This is a genomic window from Pseudomonas sp. PKS (assembly GCF_051913525.1).
GTDB classification, from domain to species: domain Bacteria; phylum Pseudomonadota; class Gammaproteobacteria; order Pseudomonadales; family Pseudomonadaceae; genus Aquipseudomonas; species Aquipseudomonas guariconensis_D.
Window position 1 is genome coordinate 1 of sequence record NZ_JBEGDO010000006.1, and the last position, 21,652, is coordinate 21,652.

At 57.4% G+C, this 21,652-nt stretch carries 16 protein-coding genes and 5 pseudogenes; 6 read left to right on the forward strand and 15 right to left on the reverse strand.

Annotation, left to right across the window (positions count from 1 at the left end):
- From ABOA88_RS08190 to ABOA88_RS08210, 5 genes and pseudogenes are all read left to right on the forward strand, one after another.
- Positions 1–344 (forward strand): annotated as a pseudogene (locus ABOA88_RS08190) (urocanate hydratase); the annotation flags it as partial.
- 11 nt (positions 345–355) lie between these two features.
- A complete protein-coding gene (locus tag ABOA88_RS08195; RefSeq protein ID WP_196169145.1) occupies positions 356–1,513 on the forward strand; it encodes a CaiB/BaiF CoA transferase family protein in 1,158 nt (385 codons plus the stop codon).
- A 2-nt stretch (positions 1,514–1,515) separates the two neighbouring features.
- Positions 1,516–2,661 carry an acyl-CoA dehydrogenase family protein gene (locus tag ABOA88_RS08200; protein WP_196169144.1) on the forward strand — a complete coding sequence of 382 codons (1,146 nt, stop codon included), beginning with the start codon at positions 1,516–1,518 and terminating at the stop codon, positions 2,659–2,661.
- Between the two features lie 101 nt (positions 2,662–2,762).
- Positions 2,763–4,169 carry a purine-cytosine permease family protein gene (locus tag ABOA88_RS08205; RefSeq protein ID WP_196169143.1) on the forward strand — a complete coding sequence of 469 codons (1,407 nt, stop codon included), beginning with the start codon at positions 2,763–2,765 and terminating at the stop codon, positions 4,167–4,169.
- Between the two features lie 76 nt (positions 4,170–4,245).
- Positions 4,246–4,917 (forward strand): TetR/AcrR family transcriptional regulator, encoded by a 672-nt coding sequence (locus ABOA88_RS08210; RefSeq protein WP_196169142.1) that lies wholly within the window; start codon positions 4,246–4,248, stop codon positions 4,915–4,917.
- A gap of 63 nt (positions 4,918–4,980) precedes the next feature.
- On the opposite strand, the gene ABOA88_RS08215 is transcribed toward ABOA88_RS08210, so the two are convergent.
- The 4 genes and pseudogenes from ABOA88_RS08215 to ABOA88_RS08230 all read right to left on the reverse strand — a co-directional run bounded on the left by ABOA88_RS08215 (position 4,981) and on the right by ABOA88_RS08230 (position 9,341).
- Positions 4,981–6,705: an EAL domain-containing protein gene (locus tag ABOA88_RS08215; RefSeq protein WP_440127974.1), complete on the reverse strand. Its 1,725-nt coding sequence runs from the start codon at positions 6,703–6,705 to the stop codon at positions 4,981–4,983.
- A 9-nt stretch (positions 6,706–6,714) separates the two neighbouring features.
- Positions 6,715–7,656, reverse strand: a pseudogene (locus tag ABOA88_RS08220) (methyl-accepting chemotaxis protein); the annotation flags it as partial.
- Between the two features lie 366 nt (positions 7,657–8,022).
- Positions 8,023–8,280, reverse strand: a pseudogene (locus ABOA88_RS08225) (PAS domain S-box protein); the annotation flags it as partial.
- 83 nt (positions 8,281–8,363) lie between these two features.
- Positions 8,364–9,341, reverse strand: coding sequence for a LysR family transcriptional regulator (locus ABOA88_RS08230; RefSeq protein WP_367851318.1), 978 nt, complete (start codon positions 9,339–9,341; stop codon positions 8,364–8,366).
- 635 nt (positions 9,342–9,976) lie between these two features.
- On the opposite strand from ABOA88_RS08230, the pseudogene ABOA88_RS08235 reads away from it, so the two are divergent.
- Positions 9,977–10,373: pseudogene (locus ABOA88_RS08235) on the forward strand (GFA family protein).
- 294 nt (positions 10,374–10,667) lie between these two features.
- Here the strand turns inward: ABOA88_RS08235 and ABOA88_RS08240 are convergent.
- The 11 genes and pseudogenes from ABOA88_RS08240 to kdpC form a co-directional block, all read right to left on the reverse strand.
- Positions 10,668–10,970 (reverse strand): putative quinol monooxygenase, encoded by a 303-nt coding sequence (locus ABOA88_RS08240; protein WP_196169138.1) that lies wholly within the window; start codon positions 10,968–10,970, stop codon positions 10,668–10,670.
- Between the two features lie 224 nt (positions 10,971–11,194).
- The gene (locus tag ABOA88_RS08245) at positions 11,195–12,295 is read right to left on the reverse strand and encodes a low temperature requirement protein A (protein WP_367851317.1); all 1,101 of its coding nucleotides are present in this window, start codon (positions 12,293–12,295) and stop codon (positions 11,195–11,197) included.
- Between the two features lie 75 nt (positions 12,296–12,370).
- Positions 12,371–12,910 carry a DsbA family protein gene (locus ABOA88_RS08250; protein WP_196169136.1) on the reverse strand — a complete coding sequence of 180 codons (540 nt, stop codon included), beginning with the start codon at positions 12,908–12,910 and terminating at the stop codon, positions 12,371–12,373.
- Between the two features lie 11 nt (positions 12,911–12,921).
- A complete protein-coding gene (locus tag ABOA88_RS08255; RefSeq protein ID WP_367851316.1) occupies positions 12,922–13,464 on the reverse strand; it encodes a redoxin domain-containing protein in 543 nt (180 codons plus the stop codon).
- Positions 13,465–14,831: 1,367 nt separating this feature from the next.
- On the reverse strand, positions 14,832–15,308 hold the full coding sequence (locus ABOA88_RS08260; protein ID WP_196169134.1) for a nuclear transport factor 2 family protein: 477 nt from the start codon (positions 15,306–15,308) through the stop codon (positions 14,832–14,834).
- A 191-nt stretch (positions 15,309–15,499) separates the two neighbouring features.
- Positions 15,500–15,748: pseudogene (locus tag ABOA88_RS08265) on the reverse strand (DUF1348 family protein).
- Between the two features lie 53 nt (positions 15,749–15,801).
- Positions 15,802–16,380, reverse strand: a complete 579-nt coding sequence (locus tag ABOA88_RS08270) for a TetR/AcrR family transcriptional regulator (protein WP_196169133.1) — start codon at positions 16,378–16,380, stop codon at positions 15,802–15,804.
- Between the two features lie 146 nt (positions 16,381–16,526).
- Positions 16,527–17,390: an AraC family transcriptional regulator gene (locus ABOA88_RS08275; RefSeq protein WP_367851315.1), complete on the reverse strand. Its 864-nt coding sequence runs from the start codon at positions 17,388–17,390 to the stop codon at positions 16,527–16,529.
- A 268-nt stretch (positions 17,391–17,658) separates the two neighbouring features.
- Positions 17,659–18,354, reverse strand: a complete 696-nt coding sequence (locus ABOA88_RS08280) for a response regulator (RefSeq protein WP_367851314.1) — start codon at positions 18,352–18,354, stop codon at positions 17,659–17,661.
- Positions 18,351–21,005, reverse strand: coding sequence for a DUF4118 domain-containing protein (locus ABOA88_RS08285; protein ID WP_367851313.1), 2,655 nt, complete (start codon positions 21,003–21,005; stop codon positions 18,351–18,353). Before ABOA88_RS08285 ends, ABOA88_RS08280 begins: the two co-directional genes overlap by 4 nt.
- 72 nt (positions 21,006–21,077) lie before the next feature.
- A complete protein-coding gene (gene kdpC, locus ABOA88_RS08290) occupies positions 21,078–21,644 on the reverse strand; it encodes a potassium-transporting ATPase subunit KdpC (RefSeq protein WP_196169129.1) in 567 nt (188 codons plus the stop codon).
- Positions 21,645–21,652: the final 8 nt, after the last annotated feature.

Below are 21,652 nucleotides of genomic sequence, written 5' to 3' on the forward strand. Positions count from 1 at the left end.
CCGGCTCGGTCTCCAGCCCGAACCGCGAAACCGAAGCCATGCGTGACGGCTCCGATGCCGTCTCCGACTGGCCACTGCTCAACGCCCTGCTCAACACCGCAGGTGGCGCCACCTGGGTTTCGCTGCACCACGGTGGCGGCGTGGGCATGGGCTTCTCCCAGCACTCGGGCATGGTCATCGTCTGTGACGGTACCGACGAAGCGGCCGCGCGTATCGCCCGCGTGCTGACCAACGACCCAGGGACTGGCGTCATGCGTCACGCCGACGCCGGCTACCAGATCGCCATCGACTGCGCCAAGGAGCAGGGCCTGGACCTGCCGATGATCACGGGCGCCAAGCGCTGAGGGAAGACGCCATGAATACGCAAAACCCTGCATCACAGCCGCTCAAAGGCATTCGTGTGCTGGACCTGAGCCGTGTACTGGCCGGCCCTCATTGCACTGCGATGCTGGCTGACCTCGGCGCTGAAGTGATCAAGTTCGAAGTCCCCGGCCATGGCGATGACAGCCGTCACCTGGGCCCTTTCGACGAACATGGCGAGAGCGTCTATTTCGGTCTGATCAACCGAGGCAAGCGCAGCGTCGAACTTGATTTCAAGGCACCGGCCGACCTTCAGCGCTTCCATGCACTGGTCGCCGACGCCGATGTCGTGGTGGAAAATTTTCGCCCCGGCGTGACCCAGCGCCTAGGCATCGACTTCGACAGCCTCAAGGCACTCAACCCTCGACTGGTATACGCCAGTATTTCCGGATTCGGTCAAAGCGGGCCGTTGTCCTCCCGCCCGGCCTACGACATCGTCGCCCAGGCCATGTCGGGCCTGATGAGTGTGACCGGTTTCCCCCAGACCGGCCCAACCCGCTGCGGAGAGGCCCTGGGCGATCTCTGCGCAGGCGTCTACGCCGCCTGGGCGATCAGCTCGGCGCTGTTCGCCCGTGAGTTCCAGGGTGCCGGTGCACAGTACTTGGATGTGGCGATGTTTGACGTGTTGGTCAGTCTTCAAATGACCGGCCTGTCCAATCTTTTTGCCCAGGGCCGCGCGCCCGGACTGGTGGGCAATCGGCATCCGGTCTCGACCCCCTTCGACACCTACCGCGCCGCCGATGGATTGGTAGTGATCGCAGTCGCCAGCGACAAGCTGTTCCGCCGCCTGTGCCAGAGCATGGAATGCCAAGCCTTGGCGGATGACCCACGTTTCGTCGACGACAGCTCACGCACCGCGAACGAAGCGCCATTGAAGGCACAGATCGAGGCCTGGACAAGTACCCGAGGCGTTGAACAGATCTGCTCCTTGCTGCTGGACGCAGGCGTACCCGCCTCCCCCGTATGGAATCTCGCCCAGGCCACAGGCAGCGAACAAGCCCACGTGCGCCAATTGCTGGTAGAGGGCAGTGGGCACTCACCCTTGGTACCGCAGCCAGTGTTTTTCAATGGAAGCAAGCCCCACAGCGCCTCACCTGCCCCCCGCCTGGGCGAAGCCAATGCCTTGTACGGTCTGTCCCACACAGGAGAATAAAAATGAATTTCGAACTGGACGCCGCAGAACTTGCGATCATCGAATCGGCCGAACGCGTCGCTCACGACGTGCTCAAGCCGAATGCCCAAGGCTTTGACGAGGCCGAAGCGTTTTGCGCCGACAGCCTCAAAGCCTTGGGTGAACTGGGGTTCATGGGGATCAATCTGCCAGAGGCCTATGGCGGGTTTGGCATCACAAGCCTGGCAATGAGCCGCGTGGTTGAGGCCGTCGCAGCCGCCTGCGCCTCCACCGCATCGGCGATGACTGCGCACTTCCTGGCCACCGACTCCATCCTCATTGGCGGGACAGAGGCGCAGCGTCAGCAATGGCTGCCTCGTGCCGCCACGGGCGAACTGCTGGGTGCCTTCGGCTTGACCGAACCGGCCGCCGGCTCCAATCCGGCTGACATGCGCACCCGGGCAAGCCAGGAGAACGATGGGTGGCGAGTCCGTGGCAGTAAGCATTACATCACCAATGCACGCGAAGCCGACTTCATCGTGCTATACGCCAAGACCGACGCAGACGCGGGTCATCACGGCATCAGCGCATTCCTCATTCCCAAAGGCACAGAGGGCATCACCTTTTCCAGCCCGGAGAAGACCATGGGCCTGCGCGGTAGCACGATCTATGAACTGTCCCTGGACTGCTGGCTCCCCGCCAGCGCCCTGCTGGGTCAGCCTGGTCAGGGCTTCAAGACTGCCATGGAAGTACTGGATCGCGGTCGGGTGGAGGTGGCGGCGATGGCCTTGGGCATCGCCCGCACGGCCATGGAGTACAGCCTCAGCTGGGCCCAGCAGCGCCAGATCGGGCCCAAGCCGTTGGCGGCCTACCAGGGCACACAGTGGCGTCTTGCCGACATGCACACCCAATTGCAGGCAGCACGGCTGCTGACCATGCAGGCTGCGGCCAGCCGCGACGCGGGCGGGCGCTTCAGCCTGGAGTCGGCCACCGCCAAGCTGTTCGCCGCCGAAGCAGCCGGCTTCATCACCGATGCCGCACTCCAACTGCACGGCGGCTATGGCTACATCCGCGACCTGCCGCTGGAGCGCCTGGTGCGCGATGCACGCATCCTGCGCATTTTTGAAGGCACTTCGGAGGTGCAGAAAATCATCATCTCGCGCGCCGTACTAGACGCCGCCCGCACTTGAGGTGTCAGCCTGGGAGGTACCAGCCGACCAGGTTCACAGGGCATCCGCTACATAACAACAATAGAGGCGCCATGGGCAATGGCGCCACAGGAGAAACCCTCATGTCTGGCAAGCCCCTCATAGAAACGCGCTCCATCGACTTCATTCCTGAAAGTGAACGGCATGGTCGCCTCTTCAGCCAGTTCACCTTGTGGTTTGGTGCCAACTTGCAGATCACGGCCATAGTCACCGGCGCCTTGGCAGTGGTGCTGGGTGGCGATGTGTTCTGGTCATTGATCGGCCTGTTGATCGGCCAGGTGTTCGGCGGCATCGTGATGGCGCTGCATGGTGCCCAAGGTCCGCGTCTTGGCCTGCCGCAGATGATTTCCAGCCGCGTGCAGTTCGGCGTATTCGGTGCGGTGATACCGCTGGTATTGGTCTGCATCATGTACATCGGGTTCAACGCTACCGGCACGGTGTTGGCCGGCCAGGCCATCGGCCGAATGGCGAACATCAGCGATACGAGCGGCATCCTCATCTTCGCCGCCGTGATCGTGGTGTTGACGGTGTGCGGCTACCGGGTGATCCACCTCCTGGGGCGGGTCGCCAGTGTGCTCGGCGTGGTGGCGTTCGCTTACCTGTTCGTACGCCTGCTGTCGATCAATGACATCGCCACCCTGCTCGAGAACCGACACTTCAGCTGGAACACCTTTCTTCTAGCCGTTTCGTTATCGGCGTCCTGGCAGATTGCGTTCGGCCCTTATGTAGCCGACTACTCACGCTACCTCCCCAGCACTACCTCCCCGCTGCGTACCTTCCTCGCCGTAGGCCTGGGCTCGGTACTGGGTTCGCAAACCTCCATGGTGCTCGGCGTGTTCGCAGCCGCGCTGGCAGGCGGCGCCTTCTCCGGACACGAGGTGAACTACATTGTTAGCCTGGGCGCCAGCGGGATGATCGCCGGTCTGCTGTTCTTTAGCATTGGCTTTGGCAAGGTGACCATCGCTACCTTGAACGCCTATGGCAGCTTCATGTGCATCGCCACCATTGTCAGTGCATTCCAAAAACGCTTCACAGTCTCTTCCGGCCAGCGCCTGGCGTTCGTGCTCTGCATAGTCGGCATCTCCACCACCCTGGCGCTGATCGGCCAGCACTCCTTCCTCAGCGCATTCAAGTCCTTTCTTCTGTTCCTGTTGGCGTTCTTCACACCCTGGAGCGCCATCAACCTGGTGGATTACTACTTCATCACTCAGGAGCGTTACGACATCGCTGCCCTGGATGACCCGGATGGCCGGTATGGCCGCTGGAACTGGGTAGGCATCGGCACCTATGGGTTTGGGGTCTTGGTACAGATGCCCTTCATCGCCACCGGCTTCTTCACCGGCCCGTTGGTGCAACACCTGGGTGATACGGACATTTCCTGGTTGGTTGGGCTGATCGTACCAGCGCTCGTCTACTACCCGCTTGCCAAGCACGGGGCGCGACGTCAGCAGCCTCTGCCTGCGCAGGACTTCGCCCAGAAACAGTGCTAGTCCCTGAGCCGCTTGCCGCCCGATGAGGGCGGCAAGCCACCTGCCCTACCCTGCCCCTTACAACCCTTGAGCCCCCATGAACACCAACACACAACCTGCCCAGCCGACTAGGACACAGGAACGCCTGTACCTCGCGGCGGTGGACTTGTTCGCTGAACAGGGCTACCAGAATACGAGCTTGCGCGACCTGGCCGCCCGCTTGGGTATCGGCGCAGGGTCCCTCTACAACCACATTGAAAGCAAACAGGCGCTGCTCTTCGACCTCATCGAGGAATGCATGAGCGATCTGCTATGCCTCACTCGGCTAAAGCTGAAGGCCGCACAAGGCACGCGCGCTCGGCTGCGTGCATTCGTGAGTGCGTTCATCGAACTTCAACAGAGCGAACGCAAAAGGTTGCAACTGGTGCTGCGTGAAGCGCGCAACCTGACGGCAGAACACTATCGCCTCCATGCCGCGATGCGCGATGAATATACCCAGCACCTGACCGCCATCATCGCGTCGACCTTGCTCCACCGAGGCATCGATAGCTCTGCGACAAGATTCTTCTCCAACAGGGTCATCGGCATGCTCGAAAGCCTTTGCGACTCGCCGGACCTCGACGCGACTCTGTCTCAACAGCAAATTATTGAACAACTCACCGAGATGATCTTAGGCGCCGCGTCCAGCTTGGAACCCCCTCGTCGGCCAACCGCCAGCACTTCGCCGGCGGCCCGCACGAGTGTTCGCGCGGCAGTTCAAGGACAGTGAGCCGAATGAGAGACATCACTTACATCGGCACCGATGAAGGTCACTTGTATGAAATTCTCGTACTTATAAAAGTTTACTCGGCGCGCGCACTTTAGTGATGAATTTCTGCAACCGCGCCAAGGGAAGTGGATGGCAAAACCAGAAGCCTTGGCCGAATTTGCACCCATGCGCCAAAAGGGAGTTCAGCTGCTCCCGCGTCTCCACGCCCTCGGCAACCACCTTAATGCACAGGCTTTCTGCAATAAGTAGGCACCCTCTAACGATCGCTCGGTCAACAGGGCTGCTCTCAATTTCGCCGACAAATGAGCGATCGATTTTAAGTTTTTCAAAAGGAATAGCTCTTAAGATGCTTGGAGATGAGTAACCGGTTCCAAAATCATCGATTGATACATGCACCCCCATCACGCGCAACTGAAGAGCGTTCTCCCGCGCCTGTGCAATATCCTTGAGTTCGGACGTTTCAGTCACTTCAACTTCCAAGCGATTCGCTGGCAAGCCACTGTGCTCAAGGATAACCCGTATGTTTTCAATAAAGTCACGCTGCATAAACGAATGCCCGCTTATGTTGACGGCCACGGGCACATCCAACGAGCCAGAATTAATTAACTTTAAATTGTCGCGACACGCACGTTCCAGCACCCAGGTATCCAGTGCTGGCATTAGCCCGCTCTGTTCGGCCAAAGGAAGGAAAACATCAGGCGATACTTGGCCGTCGCGACCATCGTCCCAACGTAATAAGGCTTCAATTCCGATGATCCGTTGCGGATCTTCCAGTTCAAACTGTGGTTGGTAATGCAGATGCAAAGACTGACTTTCGATTGCATCGCGTAACCGCTCGTGAAGAACATGTTCCCGGTGTAGCGAGTTGAAGGACAACACCCGTCCACCGCCAGTCTTTTTCGCCTGACACATGGCAAAGCATGCATCGCTGAGCAACTGATCAGCTGCGGATTTAACGTTGTCAGGTCGTCCGGAAAAGATACTGAGGCCGAGACTTGCACGCACGGTGATGGCCCTGCCACCTATCTGCAGCGGTGTTTGCAGACAATCGAGCAGACGTTCACCCAGACGCAGGGCACTCTGCTTCGGTCCAGGATGTCTTACCAATACTACAAATTCGTCCCCTCCAACCCGAGCCAATAGCCCCTTGCCGGCTAGGCACCGGCGAAGATTATCAGCAACTCCTACCAACACCCTGTCACCCATGGCGTGCCCGTATTTAGCATTGACCAGCTTTAGGGCGTCGAGACCTATGAAGGCAAGCTCTAGCTTCTGCTGGTGCACGCTCGCCCAGTATATTTCTTCATGCAAACGGTCATACAGAGCAATGCGATTTAGGCAGTGGGTCAGCAGGTCATGCGTGACTAAAGGGTGACCATCGGTATGCTTTAGTTGTCCGCGCGCACGCACGTGGTAGACCCTCAGTTTCAGCCTTTGCTCCCCTAGCAACACAGTGCTGACGCAGACGCATAAATCAAGCCGCGAGCCATTCCTGTGCAGGCCACACAACGGGCGCATCGGCGCTGCAAGTACTCGCTTGTCACCTGGGCTCCTTTTCATGGGCAGCAGTGAATGATCCCCATTAAAGGCGGCCGGTAACACACAGGATATCGGCTCGCCCAACAATTCAGCAGCGGGATAACCGAATAGTGCTTGAGCGGCAGTGTTCACCTCCAATATCAGCCCTTTCTCATCCGTTATCATTGAAGCGCTGCTTTCTGTTTCGACGTTCGTAGCGGCAGGGGGTGCACGGAAGAAACCACATATATCACTGTGCTCTCTAAGTATATGAGTGGCCTATCGATTGAATCGATCGATCAGTGCGTACATTTCATTTGCGGTCTGTTCAAGTTCTCGACTAATGACAGCGGAGCTGCTTGCGATGTCCACGTTCTGCTCGGAGACTTGGGCAATGTTCGTGATCTGCCGACTAATGTCTTCAGCCACATGGGCCTGCTGTTCTGAAGCAGCTGCCATCTGCTCAGTCATTTGATAGATATGTTCAACAGCTACGCTAATGCCTTCCAGGGCTCCCTGTGTAGCGATTACCTGACCAACGCCGGTATCAGCCTCCTCGCTGCCTTGGCGGGCAATATCGACCGCTTGGTTGGCAGCGCTGTGCAAGGACTGGATAATCTCCTGAATGGTTTTGGTGGACTCTTGGGTTTTACTTGCAAGCGCGCGGACTTCATCGGCGACAACGGCAAAGCCGCGTCCCTGTTCGCCTGCACGAGCCGCTTCGATCGCCGCGTTCAATGCAAGCAAGTTGGTCTGGTCGGCAATCTGGCGAATCATATCCGAGGCAATTTGAATCGACTGGGTCTCATCGACGAAGCGTTCAACCGATAGGCCTATCTGGTTTACCGTGCTTTGCAGTTTCTCGATGACCACGCGCGTTTTGCCTGCATCCTCTGAGCCTGAACGGGTTAGCCGGTTGGCATCTTCGGCTTCACGAGCCGTGTCATGGATGTGGGTCGCCACTTCGGCAATGGAGGCAGCCATCTCGTTCATAGCGGTGGCTGCCATGTCCGCCTCATCACGCTGGCGCTGCAACGACAACTCTGATGCCTGGACCAGTTTTCCACTTTCGCCGGCCATGGTTTCGGTTTGATGCGCATAATCTCCGGAGCGGCTCAAAGCGGTCCGTAATTTGGCCTGCTCACTGATCAGCATCATGATCACACGTGACGCCTCACCCTGCTCATCCGTATACGTACGGGCGATAAGTGCATCATCGAAACCATTGGCGACAACATTTTTGACCAAGGCAAACTTGTGCTGTTGGTAGCCTCGGGCAGCAACTTGCATTCCCAGGAAGGCGCAGGCCAGTATCCCCGTGGCAGGCCATATATCCAGATATGCTGCGGCGGCGATACTAGGCACACCAAAGGCTAGCGGCATCAAGGCATACTCTTTGAGTGGGAGCATGAGGTGTTTCAGGTTCCAACCCTTCTTGCCCGTGAGCAGCCGTTCGTACAGCGCTGCAGCACGTTCGACGTCAGAGCGCTGGGGTTTTACCCGTACTGACTCATAGCCCACCACCACAGCGCCTTCAAGAATCGGAGTAACATAGGCACTAACCCAATAGTGATCACCATTTCGACAACGATTCTTGACGATACCCATCCAGCTTTTACCCGCTTTCAGGTATGACCACATCAGTTCAAATACCGTCTCCGGCATGTCAGGGTGACGAACAATGTTATGCGGACTTCCAATAAGCGTTTCCTTGCTGAATCCACTTATGGCCACAAACTCATCGTTACAGTATGTTAAGTTTCCGTGGAGGTCGGTTGCGGAGATCAGACGCTGCTCTTGATCGAACAAAATTTCTTGTTGAGTTACTGGAAGATTTCGTCTCATGCGTAAAACCTGTCGCCATTAAAGTATAGAATTTATTCGGTGACTGTATGTGACCACCACTTGCTTTTAATAAGCCATCTGTTCTAGCCATTGACGTTGGTGATATCCGTGCAGTCAAATTTTATGCTAGCCAAGGATAAGCACTCCCTAAATATTTTCGAGGCAGGGTCTAGGTGTCGACTGGAGGAATAGAAACAGCCTATACGCCCAAAGCTCAAAGGATTAGCGAGATGAAACATCTTAATTTTTCCGCCACCTTCCAGTTGCTGATATGTCTGTAATGGCATGAAACCGATGGTTTGCTGGTCCTGCATCAATTCGTAGTTGGTCAGCGCAGCAACCGATTCAATGACGTTGGTGGGCGGCCCCAACCCCAAATCATTGAACATACGATCGACCGTTCCTCGGAGTAGGACGCTGCGGGGAGGAAGAATCCAAGGGAACGGATGTAAGTCCGCCAGCTGTATTGGCCGGCAATTGGAGTGAAGGGGGTGCTCGGCTCCAGCCACAATACACAAGCGCTCTTCGTAGAGTACATCCACCTTAAGTTGTGATTCATACTCATGCTCGGACCAATCATCAGGAATGCGCCCAATAACAATGTCCAGCTCGCCTGACAATAAACAGGGAATCAATTGAGTCATATGCCCAACGTGCACAGTCGCCAGTACCCCCGGCTCACTTTCCTTGAGTAGGCGTAACGTCTGGGATAAAAGTAATGCCGACACTCCGGCCAACGTACCAACCATTACTTGACCGGTCATGCCGCTAGTGTACGCGTGAACTTCATCTACTAGGCCGCGCAATTCAGCTAGCATGGCATGTGCACGGCGTACCACCACGCTACCAAGCTCGGTAGCACTTACCCCGCGATTGCCACGCACCAACAAGTCCGCACCAAGGAAAGACTCCATCTCATGGATAATTTTGGTTACTGCTGGCTGTGTCAGGTTCAGAGCTTGGGCAGCACCGACCAGCGAACCGCTGCGCAGCACTTGGTCGAGGACAACCAATTGATAAAATTTAAGTTTACGGGCAACAGAGACTACGGTCGATTTCATGGGCGACACCGAGTTAAGGCCGAGCGGAAAGCGAAACTCAACCGAATGGGCGATTCCCTACTTACCTTCAGCTAACACAGCACTCGTACGGGTGCTTATGAAGCCAGCAGCCATTCCTTTGGTTTCTCATCAGCGAACTTGCAATTAGCAAGTGGTGACAAGGTGCCCCAACTGCAAATGGATGGGGCCCTCATGGGGCAGAAGATAATCTTTATTTACAAAATACCACCAACCTGTTTTATAAGTACTGATCCAGAGCAACAACCCTTATTCAATTGCACTATATCGCACGAACTCACAATTGATAATAGAAATAATGTCGACAGGTATAACGCATTGGAATAGCGGAATTACTTGAGCTTTCTGGTTGATGCCGCATAAGATAAGAGAGGGTGACCCTACAAACTATTATGCTTAACGTCGCGCGAAAATGTGTTTCGCACACAGGGGCTGGTCTTTTATGAGAAACATGCCATCAGCGTTCTAAGCATTGTCGCTTAGTAAGTTTTAGGTCCGATCCTTCTCGGTTTAAAGACGCTCCTGCGGCTTTGTTAATTTCTCTGCTCCCCCTGGTTGCTGTGAGGTCAAGTTATTGATGCGCAGTTAATCGGTACTTGGGGAAGGGGGGACGGCGAGTGAATGGCATTCCTAATTTTTCACTGCGAAGTAAGCACCTAGCACTAGCCCCGCCAAAGGCAGCAGTGAGTCAATGCCATTGCAGCCAGTTCCGTAAATGTCACGGAGCTGCATTCGCATTCTACGGAATGCGTTCCGCGTAGCACGCTGCGAGTACTTCGCGGCGCCAACAACATCAAGACTTATGCGTCTTCACCGACGGTAGTACGCGAGTTTAGTATGGCGTGCAGCTCGACTTTATTCTGGTCACGCTCCCAAGGTGAATATGCCGACTGGAAATCCATAGCGCAGGGTACGCTGGATACCCCGTTCCTGCCGAAGCAGCAGAGACATGGGTACGTCGACTCCGCTGCGCCCTGGTACATACCGTCCAGCATTCGGACTCAGATTGGCTAACCGCTATGGATGGATAGCGGTAAGTTGCGAATGGCTGCTAACCACCCATAGCGGCCCTTCGCGGCAGGCCGCTGGCGGCCAATAGCTGCCTCCCGAGAAGCAGGTAACCGCTGGCAACTTAGCCTTCACGTTCTGCACCGCGATTGATCAATACCTGAGCCGCGTGGACCAGGATGACATCGCCCGCCTAGCCCCTCCCTACTCGTCACATCGGTGAACGTCCAAACTCAGCCTCGCCCCTGACGCTCCAAATGGGCGGCAGGAGCGTTGGTCGGAATGCCTTGTTGGGCTTTCTTAGCCGGGTAGCTTGGCCGCGAGGACATCAACCTTCTCGATTGACGGTGGTTTGGTAAACAGCTCGGCAGCCTTTGCCATAAGCGCCGCTGCGACCTTTCCCGAAAGATGAGCCTGTCGGCCAGCTTCATCCGGGAAGGCGTCAAATATGCCAAATGTGGACGGCCCCAAGCGGATTGCGAACCAAGCCGTGGTGGCTGGCTCCTCCTCCACTATTGGAAGGCCACCCAAAAGAAAGCTCTCTACATCCTTCTCTTTCCCGGGTTTTGCTTCCAGACGAACGAACAACGCTACTTTGACCATGACGTGGCTCCTGTTGTTACGGCGCGACTGGCGCTATCAGGTCACGATAGCCACGAGGGGCATCCGACTCTTAACTATGGTCGACGATACTAGGATTACAAACCCAAAAAGACCAAGGGTAGGGGCGAGTGGCGCACGGGCACTGAGAATGACGTAGAGGGCAGCATATGAGTCCCACGCCAGCCGCTTGATCACTTTGTCCCAATTTGTGGCCTAATAATGATTCAACGATATCTGAAGTTTAGGAAAACATAAGAAATCATGGTTGCTGTCAGGCCGACCAATATGTACTCGACGCGAGGCAAGAATATGACTAACCCACCCAAAGAAAACACGATCAAGGTGTTTTGTAGCATGTATTTCCTTATTCTACTTACAGCTATGAAATAGCCATATTGCTTACCTAGAAAAAACAAAGCCATGCCGATGATCGACATAATTTGGAAATCACGTATCGCAATGTCATTCAGGATCGCATGCCTGATCAAATTTGCCAGGAGTGCCAGCCCCATAAAAAGGAAAAGGTGCGAGTAGATTAAGGAGTGCCCAGTCATACTGCTTTGATTTTTGCTCAGCAGGTAAAAACTATCAAAATAAATCCACCAGATACTGCAAATCATGACAAACCCGGTGATTGCCGCCACCACATTATAACTATCCCATCGAATGTTAGATAAGCCCCCGGAAAGGCTAATCACTGACTCGCCCAATAAGATGATGGTGAGCAAGCCTATGCGCTCAATCAAGTGCTCTGTATGTGCGGGCAATGGCTTTAGTTTAGTCCAGAAAAATACAGGAAACAGAATATCAAGAATAATTCCAATATAAGCGACAAGGTAACGCATGGGCGGTTCAAAAAGAACGGATGAAAGACTAACAACTGCGCTAACTAACAGGGCGAAGCCAAGCCTAGAGGAGAGTTCGCCACGGGAACCGAGCTTACTTATGGAAGAAACATACATTACACTGATGATGGCACGTATACCAAAATAGCAGGCAATAATAAGCGGGTAGTTCACCTCCAGGTCTTCCCCAATCCGTGCAGATAGCACAATGAGCAGCAGCATTATGAATAATGTTGCCAAACGGTGAAGGCTGCTGTCTGTATCAAACCTATTGGAGTAAATCGTATGACTAGACCAGACCCACCACAACGGTACAAAAAGCAGTAAAAATGTCCATAATTGCTTATGTTCAAAGTGGCCTTGATGAACATGTCCGAGGGTATGCGTAACCTGACCAATTGCAACAACAAAAGTCAGGTCAAAAAATAATTCCAACCATGTGGCGTGTCGATTTTTCTCATAATACTTCAAAGGTTTCATTAGTTGCCGGCTCCGTGTACTAACGCTGGCCTGCCCTCGGCTCTGGCGTGGGTGATTCCAAGCCGATGTCGCTCTTTAGCGATTTCGTCCACGCACTAACAAAAGTTCAACCATCTGACTCATCTCGTTGAACTCTGGAACCCCGTCATAGCGAAACCCATCAATGTAAAACGCCGGGGTGCCGTTCACGCCGCTTCGTACACCGCCATTGAAGTCGGCTTGAATTTTGGGGGTGTAAGTATCCTCTCGCATGGCAAAGTCGAGATCCTCGCTGGAAAGGCCATGTTTTAGAACAATGGCACCATACAGCGGCAGGCCCAATCGATCCTGATTTTCATACAATTCATCGTGAGCCTCCCAGAAGAATCCTTGACTCCCGGCATACTCAGCGGTGACCGCTGCACCCAGTGCATGGGGGTGAGCGGTGGTCAGAGGGAAGTTACGGAACACGAACAGCAAATCATCGCGAAAAAGCTGTTGCAGATTCTTGACCATCCAATACGCCTCACCACAATAGGGACATTCATAGTCGCCAAATTCCACCAAGGTGACCTTGGCATGCACACTTCCCTGGCGATGGTCGTTGGCACTTACCGGAACTTTGAGAGTGGCCATGGGATCACCTGCTAATTTTTGGTTGGTGTACTTTGTGACGAATTCGCCAAAGCATCCAGCGCATCCAGAATGCCGTCCGCCCCAGGGTTGATTGCCATCGGGGAGACGTGGCTCCAGGCGACCACCCCCTCCTTGTCAATCACGAACAGCGCCCGCTTACAAACCCCGAGGAGGGACTCGTACGCTCCATACTGTCGTGCCACAGCCCCTTTGGGCTCGAAATCGGCCAGCAGGCTGAAGTGAAAACTCCGATCTTTGGCAAAGGCCTGATGGCACCAGGCGCTGTCAACTGAGATACCCAGTAGCGCCGCACCGTATTCTCTGAATGTGGGCAGCAACTGGTTGTAGAATGTCAGTTGGTCACCACACACCGAAGTCCAGTCAGCGGGATAAAACGCCAGTATCACGGGATTTCCCTTTAACTCACGCAGCGACAACTGTTGATCAGGGGTTGCGTAAAGGGTGAAGTCGGGCGCGACAGTGCCGGCCGGCAGCGCCCCCTGAACCAGGTCGCCATTCGTTTCTTTTGCATCATCAAATTCTGAAGTGTTCATTGCTTGAACCTTGATAGATGGGTGGTTGGGGCGTGCTCAGTGGGATACGACGTGCCCGGCGGGATAACTCCATCCACCATCAAGGGGGTTAAAAAAGACAACGATGCCTCAAGCTCAGCCTGAGCCTGAGTGATTTCGGCCGCGAAACGTTCACGTTCCGCATCAAGGAACACAAGGAGATCCGCCGTGGAATCGCGGAATTGGAATTAGGCCAGGTTGCCAAGGGAACGGTCGGATTAGCTCTGGCTCACCCATAATTATAGTCGTTGGTGACGCTTACCGTAGTCGCTGAATGAATTTTCGGTATCCTCCAGTGCCAACAACACCTCGCGCTTATCTGGCTGCCATTTTAGGCGGCCTTTTTTACACGATGATTTTGGCAGCTATTTCGCCACTTTAGATAAATATACATCTGTTTTCTGGAGGACAATTGCTGCCCGTTCCGACAAGCAGAAATCGACCAGAGGCAGAAACTGAAACCGCGTTCTGAGCGATCATGTTTTCATACGGTGCAATCCTCCAGCCGTCGTACTATAGGCCGGTCGACAGAATGGAGATTGATATGGGGAATGCTCAGGACAAACGAGTCGTTGTCATTGGAGCCGTTATAGTAGACGCTTCCTTAGCGTCTCACCTGGCTGATCAAGGCAGGAATATTAACTTGGTTGAGACTGAAGGTATCGCGTCGGGAGTGACTTGGAGTTCACTCGCATGGATCAATACCCAATACGGATAGCCTGACCCTATTGCAGAACTGCGTAGAGCAGCAATCAAGAATGTGTCTCGTGCAGCGATGGTGCTGCACTTCACGAATAGTTGAGATCGGTCCTCGAGAAGCTGAACGGTTGTGAGGGTAGCCTTTACAAATATTGTCACTGACCGCTTTTGGCCGTTATCCGCCTTTCACGAAAGGCCGCTTTGGGCCGGCAGCGGTGACTTTGCAACCGGCAACATCTGATCCATAGTCCTCACCTGCAGGCTTGGCCAAGGTGTTGCTCACTACTTAGTGCAACAGTTGCCCCTTCCCCCTCGATACGTACTTCGGACGCAGTCAAGCATGCCTGGTGCGACACCACCCCCTCAGCGGCTCGGAGGGTTACTCAAACAACTCCGCCTGTGAGTCAGATTTGTAGCCATCAATCACAAGGACCTGCGAGACTTGACAGTCCGGATAAACCCATTTGCTCCAAGTTGGCTAAAATGCCATAGCGACGCAGCGGGAAACTGGATTTCGAAATAAGCCGGCTATCGACCTTCTAGCCACCAACAGAGCCTTATGTGTTCCCAACACATTGGAATAGGGACTGATAAATGTCTACCAAACAAAACCTGATCCTTTAAGAGAAAAGGATCAGGCTGCGCGTGACTTACAGGCCCAGCTCAGTCAGGCCTGGATGATCATCCGGACGGCGACCCAGTGGCCAGTGGAACTTACGCTCGCTTTCCTTGATGGGCATGTCGTTGATGCAGGCGAAGCGGCGGTGCATCAAGCCGTCGGCTTCAAACTCCCAGTTTTCATTGCCGTAGGAACGGAACCAGTTACCCGAATCGTCGTGCCACTCGTAGGCGTAACGGACGGCGATGCGGTTTTCAGTAAAGGCCCACAGCTCTTTGATCAGACGGTAGTCCAGCTCTTTCTTCCACTTGCGAGTGAGGAAGCCCTGAGCTTCTTCGCGATTGTTCGCAAACTCGGCTCGGTTACGCCATTTGGTATCCAGCGTATAGGCAAGCGCAATTTTTTCAGGGTTGCGAGTATTCCAGCCGTCTTCAGCGAGCCGAACCTTTTCAATCGCCGATTCGCGAGTGAATGGAGGAAGTGGCGGACGAACTTGCTCGTTGGACATGGTGGTACCTCCAGATGAGTGGATGAATCAAAAATCGAACATTGGTTAAACTAGGCAGATGCCGTTGAATCTAGTTGGAGCAGTATGTAAAAACATGAAGCAAAGGCTGAAAGAGCGCAGCCGACAGCCGCCAATAGAGGCAACTAAAAACATACACTAACGGTCTATCAAGAAATCGAAAGGTGAAGCGCTTACAGGCCCAGCTCAGTCAGACCTGGATGATCATCCGGCCGGCGGCCTAGGGACCAATGGAACTTACGCTCGCGTTCCTTGATCGTCATGTCATTGATGCAGGCGAAGCGGCGGTGCACCAAGCCGTCGACCTCAAACTACCGATTTTCATAGGAGCGAAACCAGTTGCCTGAAGCGAGTCGGACCTTTTCAATCGCGGATTCGCGAGTGAAGGGAGGAAGTGGCGCACGAGCTTGCTCATTGGACATGGTAGCGCCTCCCATCTTTGGGATGACTCAGTTGAGCTAGTCTTACTGAGATTTCAGGCGCTTACGCGCTGCCCTTCTTTGAGTAATATCTTCGCTACTTCTTTTGCACTGTCTGGGGCCGTAAATTCACCCATCACGCGGGCCACGGTTATCGCACCCTCTATAAGCACAAATAGTTGCCTAGCCAAGGCTACCGGGTCTTCGACACCTAACTGATTGGTTAGCTCTAGCGTGTAGTCCAGAAGCTTTTGTTTATGCAGCTTTGCAATCTGTCGAATCGGATCGTCTGCATCGCCAACCTCGCCGGCTGTGTTAATAAATGCACATCCCCGAAATCCGTCAGACTCGAACCAACTTTTCAGCACATCAAAAATTCCAAGAATGCGGGCTTGCGGCGTTTGCGCTTTTTCGCATTCGCTCCTGAACCACTGCATCCATCGTACATCGCGTGCATTTAATGCCGCTGCCGCTACATCGTCTTTGTTCGCAAAATAGCGATAAATACTTTTACGTGCTACCCCCGAGGTCTTTACCAAAAGATCCATACCAGTGGCGTGAATCCCATTTTCATAAATTAACTTCTCGGCAGTAGCCAGAATTTTTTCGCGTGTATCGGTCATTTGCTTGTCCATGTAGACAGAGTAGAACGATCGTTCTCCCTCGTCAAGCACCTCTTGATTTTTTCGCTTGCTGGGCCGGCAAGGACATTTTCACCAATGCGGCGCTTAAATTTGCGCGTGCCCCACATGCCTGTCGTCCCCAGGTATGAGCGCCTGCTCTATTGCAGTGGGATATAGATATCCGTCTGCCACTCTTCCAGCGGCGTCTCAGGAAAAACGCTCAGGTAGTGGAAGAACATCGGGTGGTCGCGGAGTTCTTCGTTGCTGCCGGGGAGCCAGTCACGAAAGATCGGATAGATGCTCTCGCCGATGTGATCAGGCGAGCCGATGTGGCGAACGACCACACAGCGCCCCCCGGGGATGATCAGCTCGCAGACGCCGTAGTCGTTCGGCTCCACTGCCCCGTCGATCTCGCCGCAGATGGCAAAGCGGAATTCTTTCCCCGGCGTCGTGTCGGGGTTGCCGTATGGTATTCCGAAGGTGCGGCTCGCGCCTACCGGCGACTGCCCGCTGCCCGTGCGCCATTGGATGAATTGGCGCACGCTCTCGTCAAGCTGTGCGGGTGGGCCACAGTGTTCGAGGGCGGCGACACGTACTTCGGCGAAATCGACGATACGGACCTGCATGGTAATGCTCCTGGTGAAATGGGGAATGGCGAAAACCGCATGCCAGGTCTGCCAGTTCGGCTGCTGCCGGAAGGTACTGGGCGTCATGCCGAAATCCCGTCGAAAGGCCCGGCTGAATGCCTCGGGGCTGGAGAAGCCGGCGTCGAGCGAAGCATCCAGTACCGAATACTCCGTACCGGCCGCCAGGCGATGCGCCGCACGCCGCAGGCGCATCAATTGCACGTAACGCGCAACCGGCACGCCCACATAGGCGGTAAATTGGCGGTGGAAGTGAAACGCGGAGAAATGCGCTATCTCGCTCAGGGTGTTCACCGAAAGGTCTGCCTCAAGGTGGCCATCGATGTAAGCAAGCACGGTCTCGAAGCGTTTGGCGTAGGCAGTCGGGAAATCAGGCACCGGGTGGAAGCTCCTGGTTATGCAGTCGGCGACAGAATCACCCAATCCGCAGTGGGTGTGCCTAGCCGGATTTGCTCAGGTTACTCCCCTGGCCGACCGTCTACACGCTCGCCACTCTTCTGGATTGCGCCACTACGTCGTTTCCTTTCCGGCAAAGCCTTCAACCATGTGCCATCTGAGCCGGACCATTCGCGGGTACACCCGTTCCCACAGGGTTTTACGTTGTGGTAGGGGGCGCGGTGGGCCTGAGGAGCGGCGGCGGCCCTAATCAGGACGCCGGGGCTACCAATCGATACCCAACGCCGGCTTCAGTGATGATGAACCGCGGTGCGGTGGGGTCGTCGCCGAGTTTTTGCCGTACATGGGCGACGACGATACGCAGGTAGTGCGTGTCATCGACATGCGTCGGTCCCCAGATGTCCTTGAGCAGTTGCTGCTGGGTGATGACGCGACCGGGGTGGCCGGCGAGCTGGGCGAGCAATGCGTACTCTTTGCGGGTCAGGGCTACTTCCGCACCGTCGAGGGTCACCTTGCGAAACGCAAAGTCCACCACCAAGGGCCCGAAGGTTGCGCTCGACTGCACGGCGTCGGCCTGGGGCGTCTGGCGCAGCAAGGCGCGGATGCGGGCGAGGAATTCCTGAATGCCGAACGGCTTGGTCACGTAGTCGTTGGCGCCGCCATCGAGTGCGTCGACTTTCTGTACTTCACTCGCGCGCACCGAGAGCACCAGCACTGGCACGGCGCTCCATTCACGCAGCTCGCGCAGCACCTGTTGGCCGTCCATGTCGGGCAGGCCAAGGTCGAGCACCACCAGGTCCGGCTTGCTCAGCGCGGCCTGGGCGAGGCCTTCGGCGCCGGTGGCGGCTTCGATGACTTTGTAGCCTTGTGAGGCGAGGCTGATGCGCAGGAACTTGCGGATCTGCGGTTCATCGTCGATGACCAGCAGGGTGGCGGACTGACTCATGGGGCTTCGCTTTCAGGCTCAGGTTGTGGAGGCAACGGCAAGCATAGAGTGATGCAGGTGCCCTGACCATCGATGCCGTCGCCGACGAGGATCTGCCCGCCGTGGGCGCCGATCATGCCTTGGCAGATGGCGAGGCCAAGGCCGGTGCCCTGCCCTCCCCGGTCGCCGCGGGCTGCGGTGTAGAACATGTCGAAAATCTTCTCGCGCTCACTCACCGGAATGCCCGGGCCTTGGTCGCTGACGGCGAAGTGCAGTTGCTCGTTCTGCTCAGAGACTTGCAGCGCCAGGCGCCCGTTGACCGGCGAGAAACGGGCGGCGTTTTCCAGCACGTTGACCAGCGCCTGTTCGATCAGCGCCGCATGCACGAACAGCAACGGCAGCGCAGGCGGCACATCGGTGTGCACCCGCAGCGGAGCCAGGACCACGCGCAGGCGGTTGAGGGCGCTGCCGACGATGTCGGCCGGGGCGACCCAGTCGCGGGCGAGCTTGAGGCCGCCGTGGCCGAGGCGGGTCATGTCCAAGAGGTTCTGGATGTAGCGGTCCAGGCGCTCGGCTTCGTTACGGGTGCCTTCGAGCAGCTCTTGGCGATCGGCCGGGGGAATGGCGTCGCCCAGGGCCAGCAGGCTGTCGATACTGCCGCGCATGGCGGTCAGGGGGGTGCGCAAGTCGTGGGAGACAGAGGCCAGCAGTGCGCTGCGCAGTTGTTCGGTCTCGCCATGCAGGCGCGCGGCCTCCAGTTGCTCGCCCAGGCGGGCGCGGGCCAAGGCCTGGGCCAGGGGCTGGCCGAGAGACATCAACAGGCGTCGGCGTTGGGGGCTCAAGGTCTCCCCTGTGCGTGGGCGCACGCCAAGCAGGGCCAGGGGTTGATCGTCCACCGCGAGCGGCCACCACCACCAACGCCCATCAGGCAAGGTGTCGCTGCCGTGCCCGGCGGCCTGGCCGTGCTGCCAGGCCCATTCGGCGGCGGCGCGTTCGTTATCAGTCAGTTGCGGTTCGTGGCTGCTGGTGGCTTGCAGCAGGCCCTCAGCATTGCGCTCGAGCAGGCAGGCCTGCATGTCCTGCCAGGCGCCCAGATGCTGGCCGGCGGCGTTGAACACGGCCTGGCGGTCCGTGGCCACGGTGAGACGACGTGAGAGGTCCAGCAGTTGCGTGGTCTCGGCCTGGGTTTCGCGCAGGGCCTGCAACTGGCGGCGCTGGCGGGCGGCGAGGTTGCCGGTGAGGCCCGCCATGAGCAGGAAGAACACCAGGGTGAGCACGTCTTCTTCGCGCTGGATGGCGAAGGAGAAGTTCGGCGGGATGAACAGAAAGTCATAGGTGAGAAACGACAGCGCCGCACAGGCCAGCGCCGGCCCCAGGCTGCTGCGCACCGCCACCAGCAGCACGGCGGCGAGGAACACCAAGGAAATGTTGGGCAGCGCCAGCACACTGGATACCGCCCACGACAACCCTGCGGCCAGCACGGTGGCCACCAATGCCAGCAGGTAATGGCGCCAGACCCACACGCGCAGCACCGCCGAGGGTGCCGTACGGGGCAGGGAGTCGCGATCGAGGACGTTGATTTCCAGGCCGTGGCTTTCTCGCAGCAGGCGCGCGGCCACGCCTGCGCCGAACAAGCGACGGCGCAGGCGATCGCGGGACTGGCCCACCAGCACCAGGCTGGCACGGCGTTCGCTGGCGTGCTGGATCAGGGTGCGGGCCACTTCACCGGCGCGCAGCACCACCACTTCGCCGCCCAGGCGCTCGGCCAGCTGCTGGGCGGCCTGCAGGCGCTGGCGGGCGGTCTCGTCGCGCAGGCGGCCGTTGTCCACATGCACCAGGCTCCAGGGCAAGTGGCGGCGCTGGGCGACGCGGCTGGCATGGCGCACCAGGCGTTCGGCCTGCTCGTCACCGTCCACGCCCACCAGCAGGCGCCCGCGCAGGGCCGGGGCCTCCTGGCCGCGCTGGCGGTAGCCGTGGGCGAGGTCGGCATCGACCTGGGCGGCGGCGGTCTGCATGGCCAGCTCGCGAAGGGCGGTGAGGTTGGTCTGGGAGAAGTAGGCGTCGATGGCCGCCCTCGCCTGCTCCGGCACATAGACCTTGCCCTCGCGCAGGCGCATGAGCAGCTCGCGCGGTGGGAGGTCGATCAGCACCAGCTCGAAGGCTTCCTGCAGGACCCAGTCCGGCAGAGTCTCGCGCACCTGCACACCGGTGATGTCGCGGACTTTGTCGTTGAGGCTTTCCAGGTGCTGGACGTTGACGGTGGTGTAGACATCGATGCCGGCAGCGAGCAGTTCCTGCACGTCCTGCCAGCGCTTGGCGTGGCGGCTGCCGGGGGCGTTGGTGTGGGCCAGTTCGTCCACCAGGGCCAAGGTGGGGGCGACCTTGAGCAAGCCGTCGAGGTCCATTTCCTCAAGGGTCACGCCGCGGTAGTCGGTACGCAACAAGGGCTGCTGGGCCAGGCCACCGAGCAGCGCCTCGGTTTCGGCGCGGCCGTGGGTTTCGACGATGCCGGCCAGCACCTGCACGCCCAGACGTTGTTGGGCATGGGCGGCCTGGAGCATGGCGTAGGTCTTGCCCACGCCGGGGGCGGCGCCGAGAAATACCTTGAGCTTGCCACGACCTTCGCGCGGCAGGCCCGCCAGGAGCGCATCGGCGCGGGCGGAGTCACTCATGTTTCATCCTTCGATTTCAGAGAGCCTGCAGCCTGCTGTGCAGGCCGCAGGCTTCGCCAGCTCCGACAAGGCTTAGGAGCCGGAGGGCATTGGGGCCAGGCGCTCCAGCGCCTGGTTCAGCGCCAGCACGTTGACCACAGGCGGGCCGATCAATGGGTGGAGGGTGGACGCTTCCACCAACGCTTGCAAGCGCTCCACCGATACCTGCCGCGCCGACGCCACACGAGGCAGTTGATAGGCCACGGCATCGGGCGGCAGGTGCGGATCCAGGCCGCTGCCGGAGGTGGTCAGCAAGGCCAGGGGTACAGGGCCTTGCTGGGGCTTGTAGAGCGCAGAGGCCTCGGCCTTGACCCGCTCGGCCAGGGCCGGATTGCTCGGCGAGAGGTTGCTGGCGCTGCTGGCGACGGTGGCGTAGGCGCCGGCCGACGGGCGCGAGTGGAACCAGGCATCGCCAGTGAAATCCTGGGCGATCAGGGCCGAGCCGCGCACCCGCCCCTGCTCGTCACGTACCAGGCTGCCATTGGCCTGCTCGGGGAAGGCGACCTGGGTGATGCCGGTCACCGCCAGGGGATACAGCGCGCCGGTGACCAGGGTCATCAACAGGGCCAGGCTCAGGGCCGGGCGTAGGTATGTGGTCATGTCCATCT

What these genes read in the sequence shown, in the direction of transcription:
- ABOA88_RS08210 (WP_196169142.1), top strand. Translation starts at nt 4,246, where the DNA reads ATGAACACCAACACACAACCTGCCCAGCCGACTAGGACACAGGAACGC.
- kdpC (WP_196169129.1), bottom strand. Translation starts at nt 21,644, where the DNA reads ATGACCACATACCTACGCCCGGCCCTGAGCCTGGCCCTGTTGATGACC.
- ABOA88_RS08250 (WP_196169136.1), bottom strand. Translation starts at nt 12,910, where the DNA reads ATGGCCACTCTCAAAGTTCCGGTAAGTGCCAACGACCATCGCCAGGGA.
- ABOA88_RS08280 (WP_367851314.1), bottom strand. Translation starts at nt 18,354, where the DNA reads ATGAGTCAGTCCGCCACCCTGCTGGTCATCGACGATGAACCGCAGATC.
- ABOA88_RS08230 (WP_367851318.1), bottom strand. Translation starts at nt 9,341, where the DNA reads ATGAAATCGACCGTAGTCTCTGTTGCCCGTAAACTTAAATTTTATCAA.
- ABOA88_RS08255 (WP_367851316.1), bottom strand. Translation starts at nt 13,464, where the DNA reads ATGAACACTTCAGAATTTGATGATGCAAAAGAAACGAATGGCGACCTG.
- ABOA88_RS08270 (WP_196169133.1), bottom strand. Translation starts at nt 16,380, where the DNA reads ATGGACAAGCAAATGACCGATACACGCGAAAAAATTCTGGCTACTGCC.
- ABOA88_RS08195 (WP_196169145.1), top strand. Translation starts at nt 356, where the DNA reads ATGAATACGCAAAACCCTGCATCACAGCCGCTCAAAGGCATTCGTGTG.
- ABOA88_RS08205 (WP_196169143.1), top strand. Translation starts at nt 2,763, where the DNA reads ATGTCTGGCAAGCCCCTCATAGAAACGCGCTCCATCGACTTCATTCCT.
- ABOA88_RS08200 (WP_196169144.1), top strand. Translation starts at nt 1,516, where the DNA reads ATGAATTTCGAACTGGACGCCGCAGAACTTGCGATCATCGAATCGGCC.
- ABOA88_RS08245 (WP_367851317.1), bottom strand. Translation starts at nt 12,295, where the DNA reads ATGAAACCTTTGAAGTATTATGAGAAAAATCGACACGCCACATGGTTG.
- ABOA88_RS08260 (WP_196169134.1), bottom strand. Translation starts at nt 15,308, where the DNA reads ATGTCCAACGAGCAAGTTCGTCCGCCACTTCCTCCATTCACTCGCGAA.
- ABOA88_RS08240 (WP_196169138.1), bottom strand. Translation starts at nt 10,970, where the DNA reads ATGGTCAAAGTAGCGTTGTTCGTTCGTCTGGAAGCAAAACCCGGGAAA.
- ABOA88_RS08285 (WP_367851313.1), bottom strand. Translation starts at nt 21,005, where the DNA reads ATGAGTGACTCCGCCCGCGCCGATGCGCTCCTGGCGGGCCTGCCGCGC.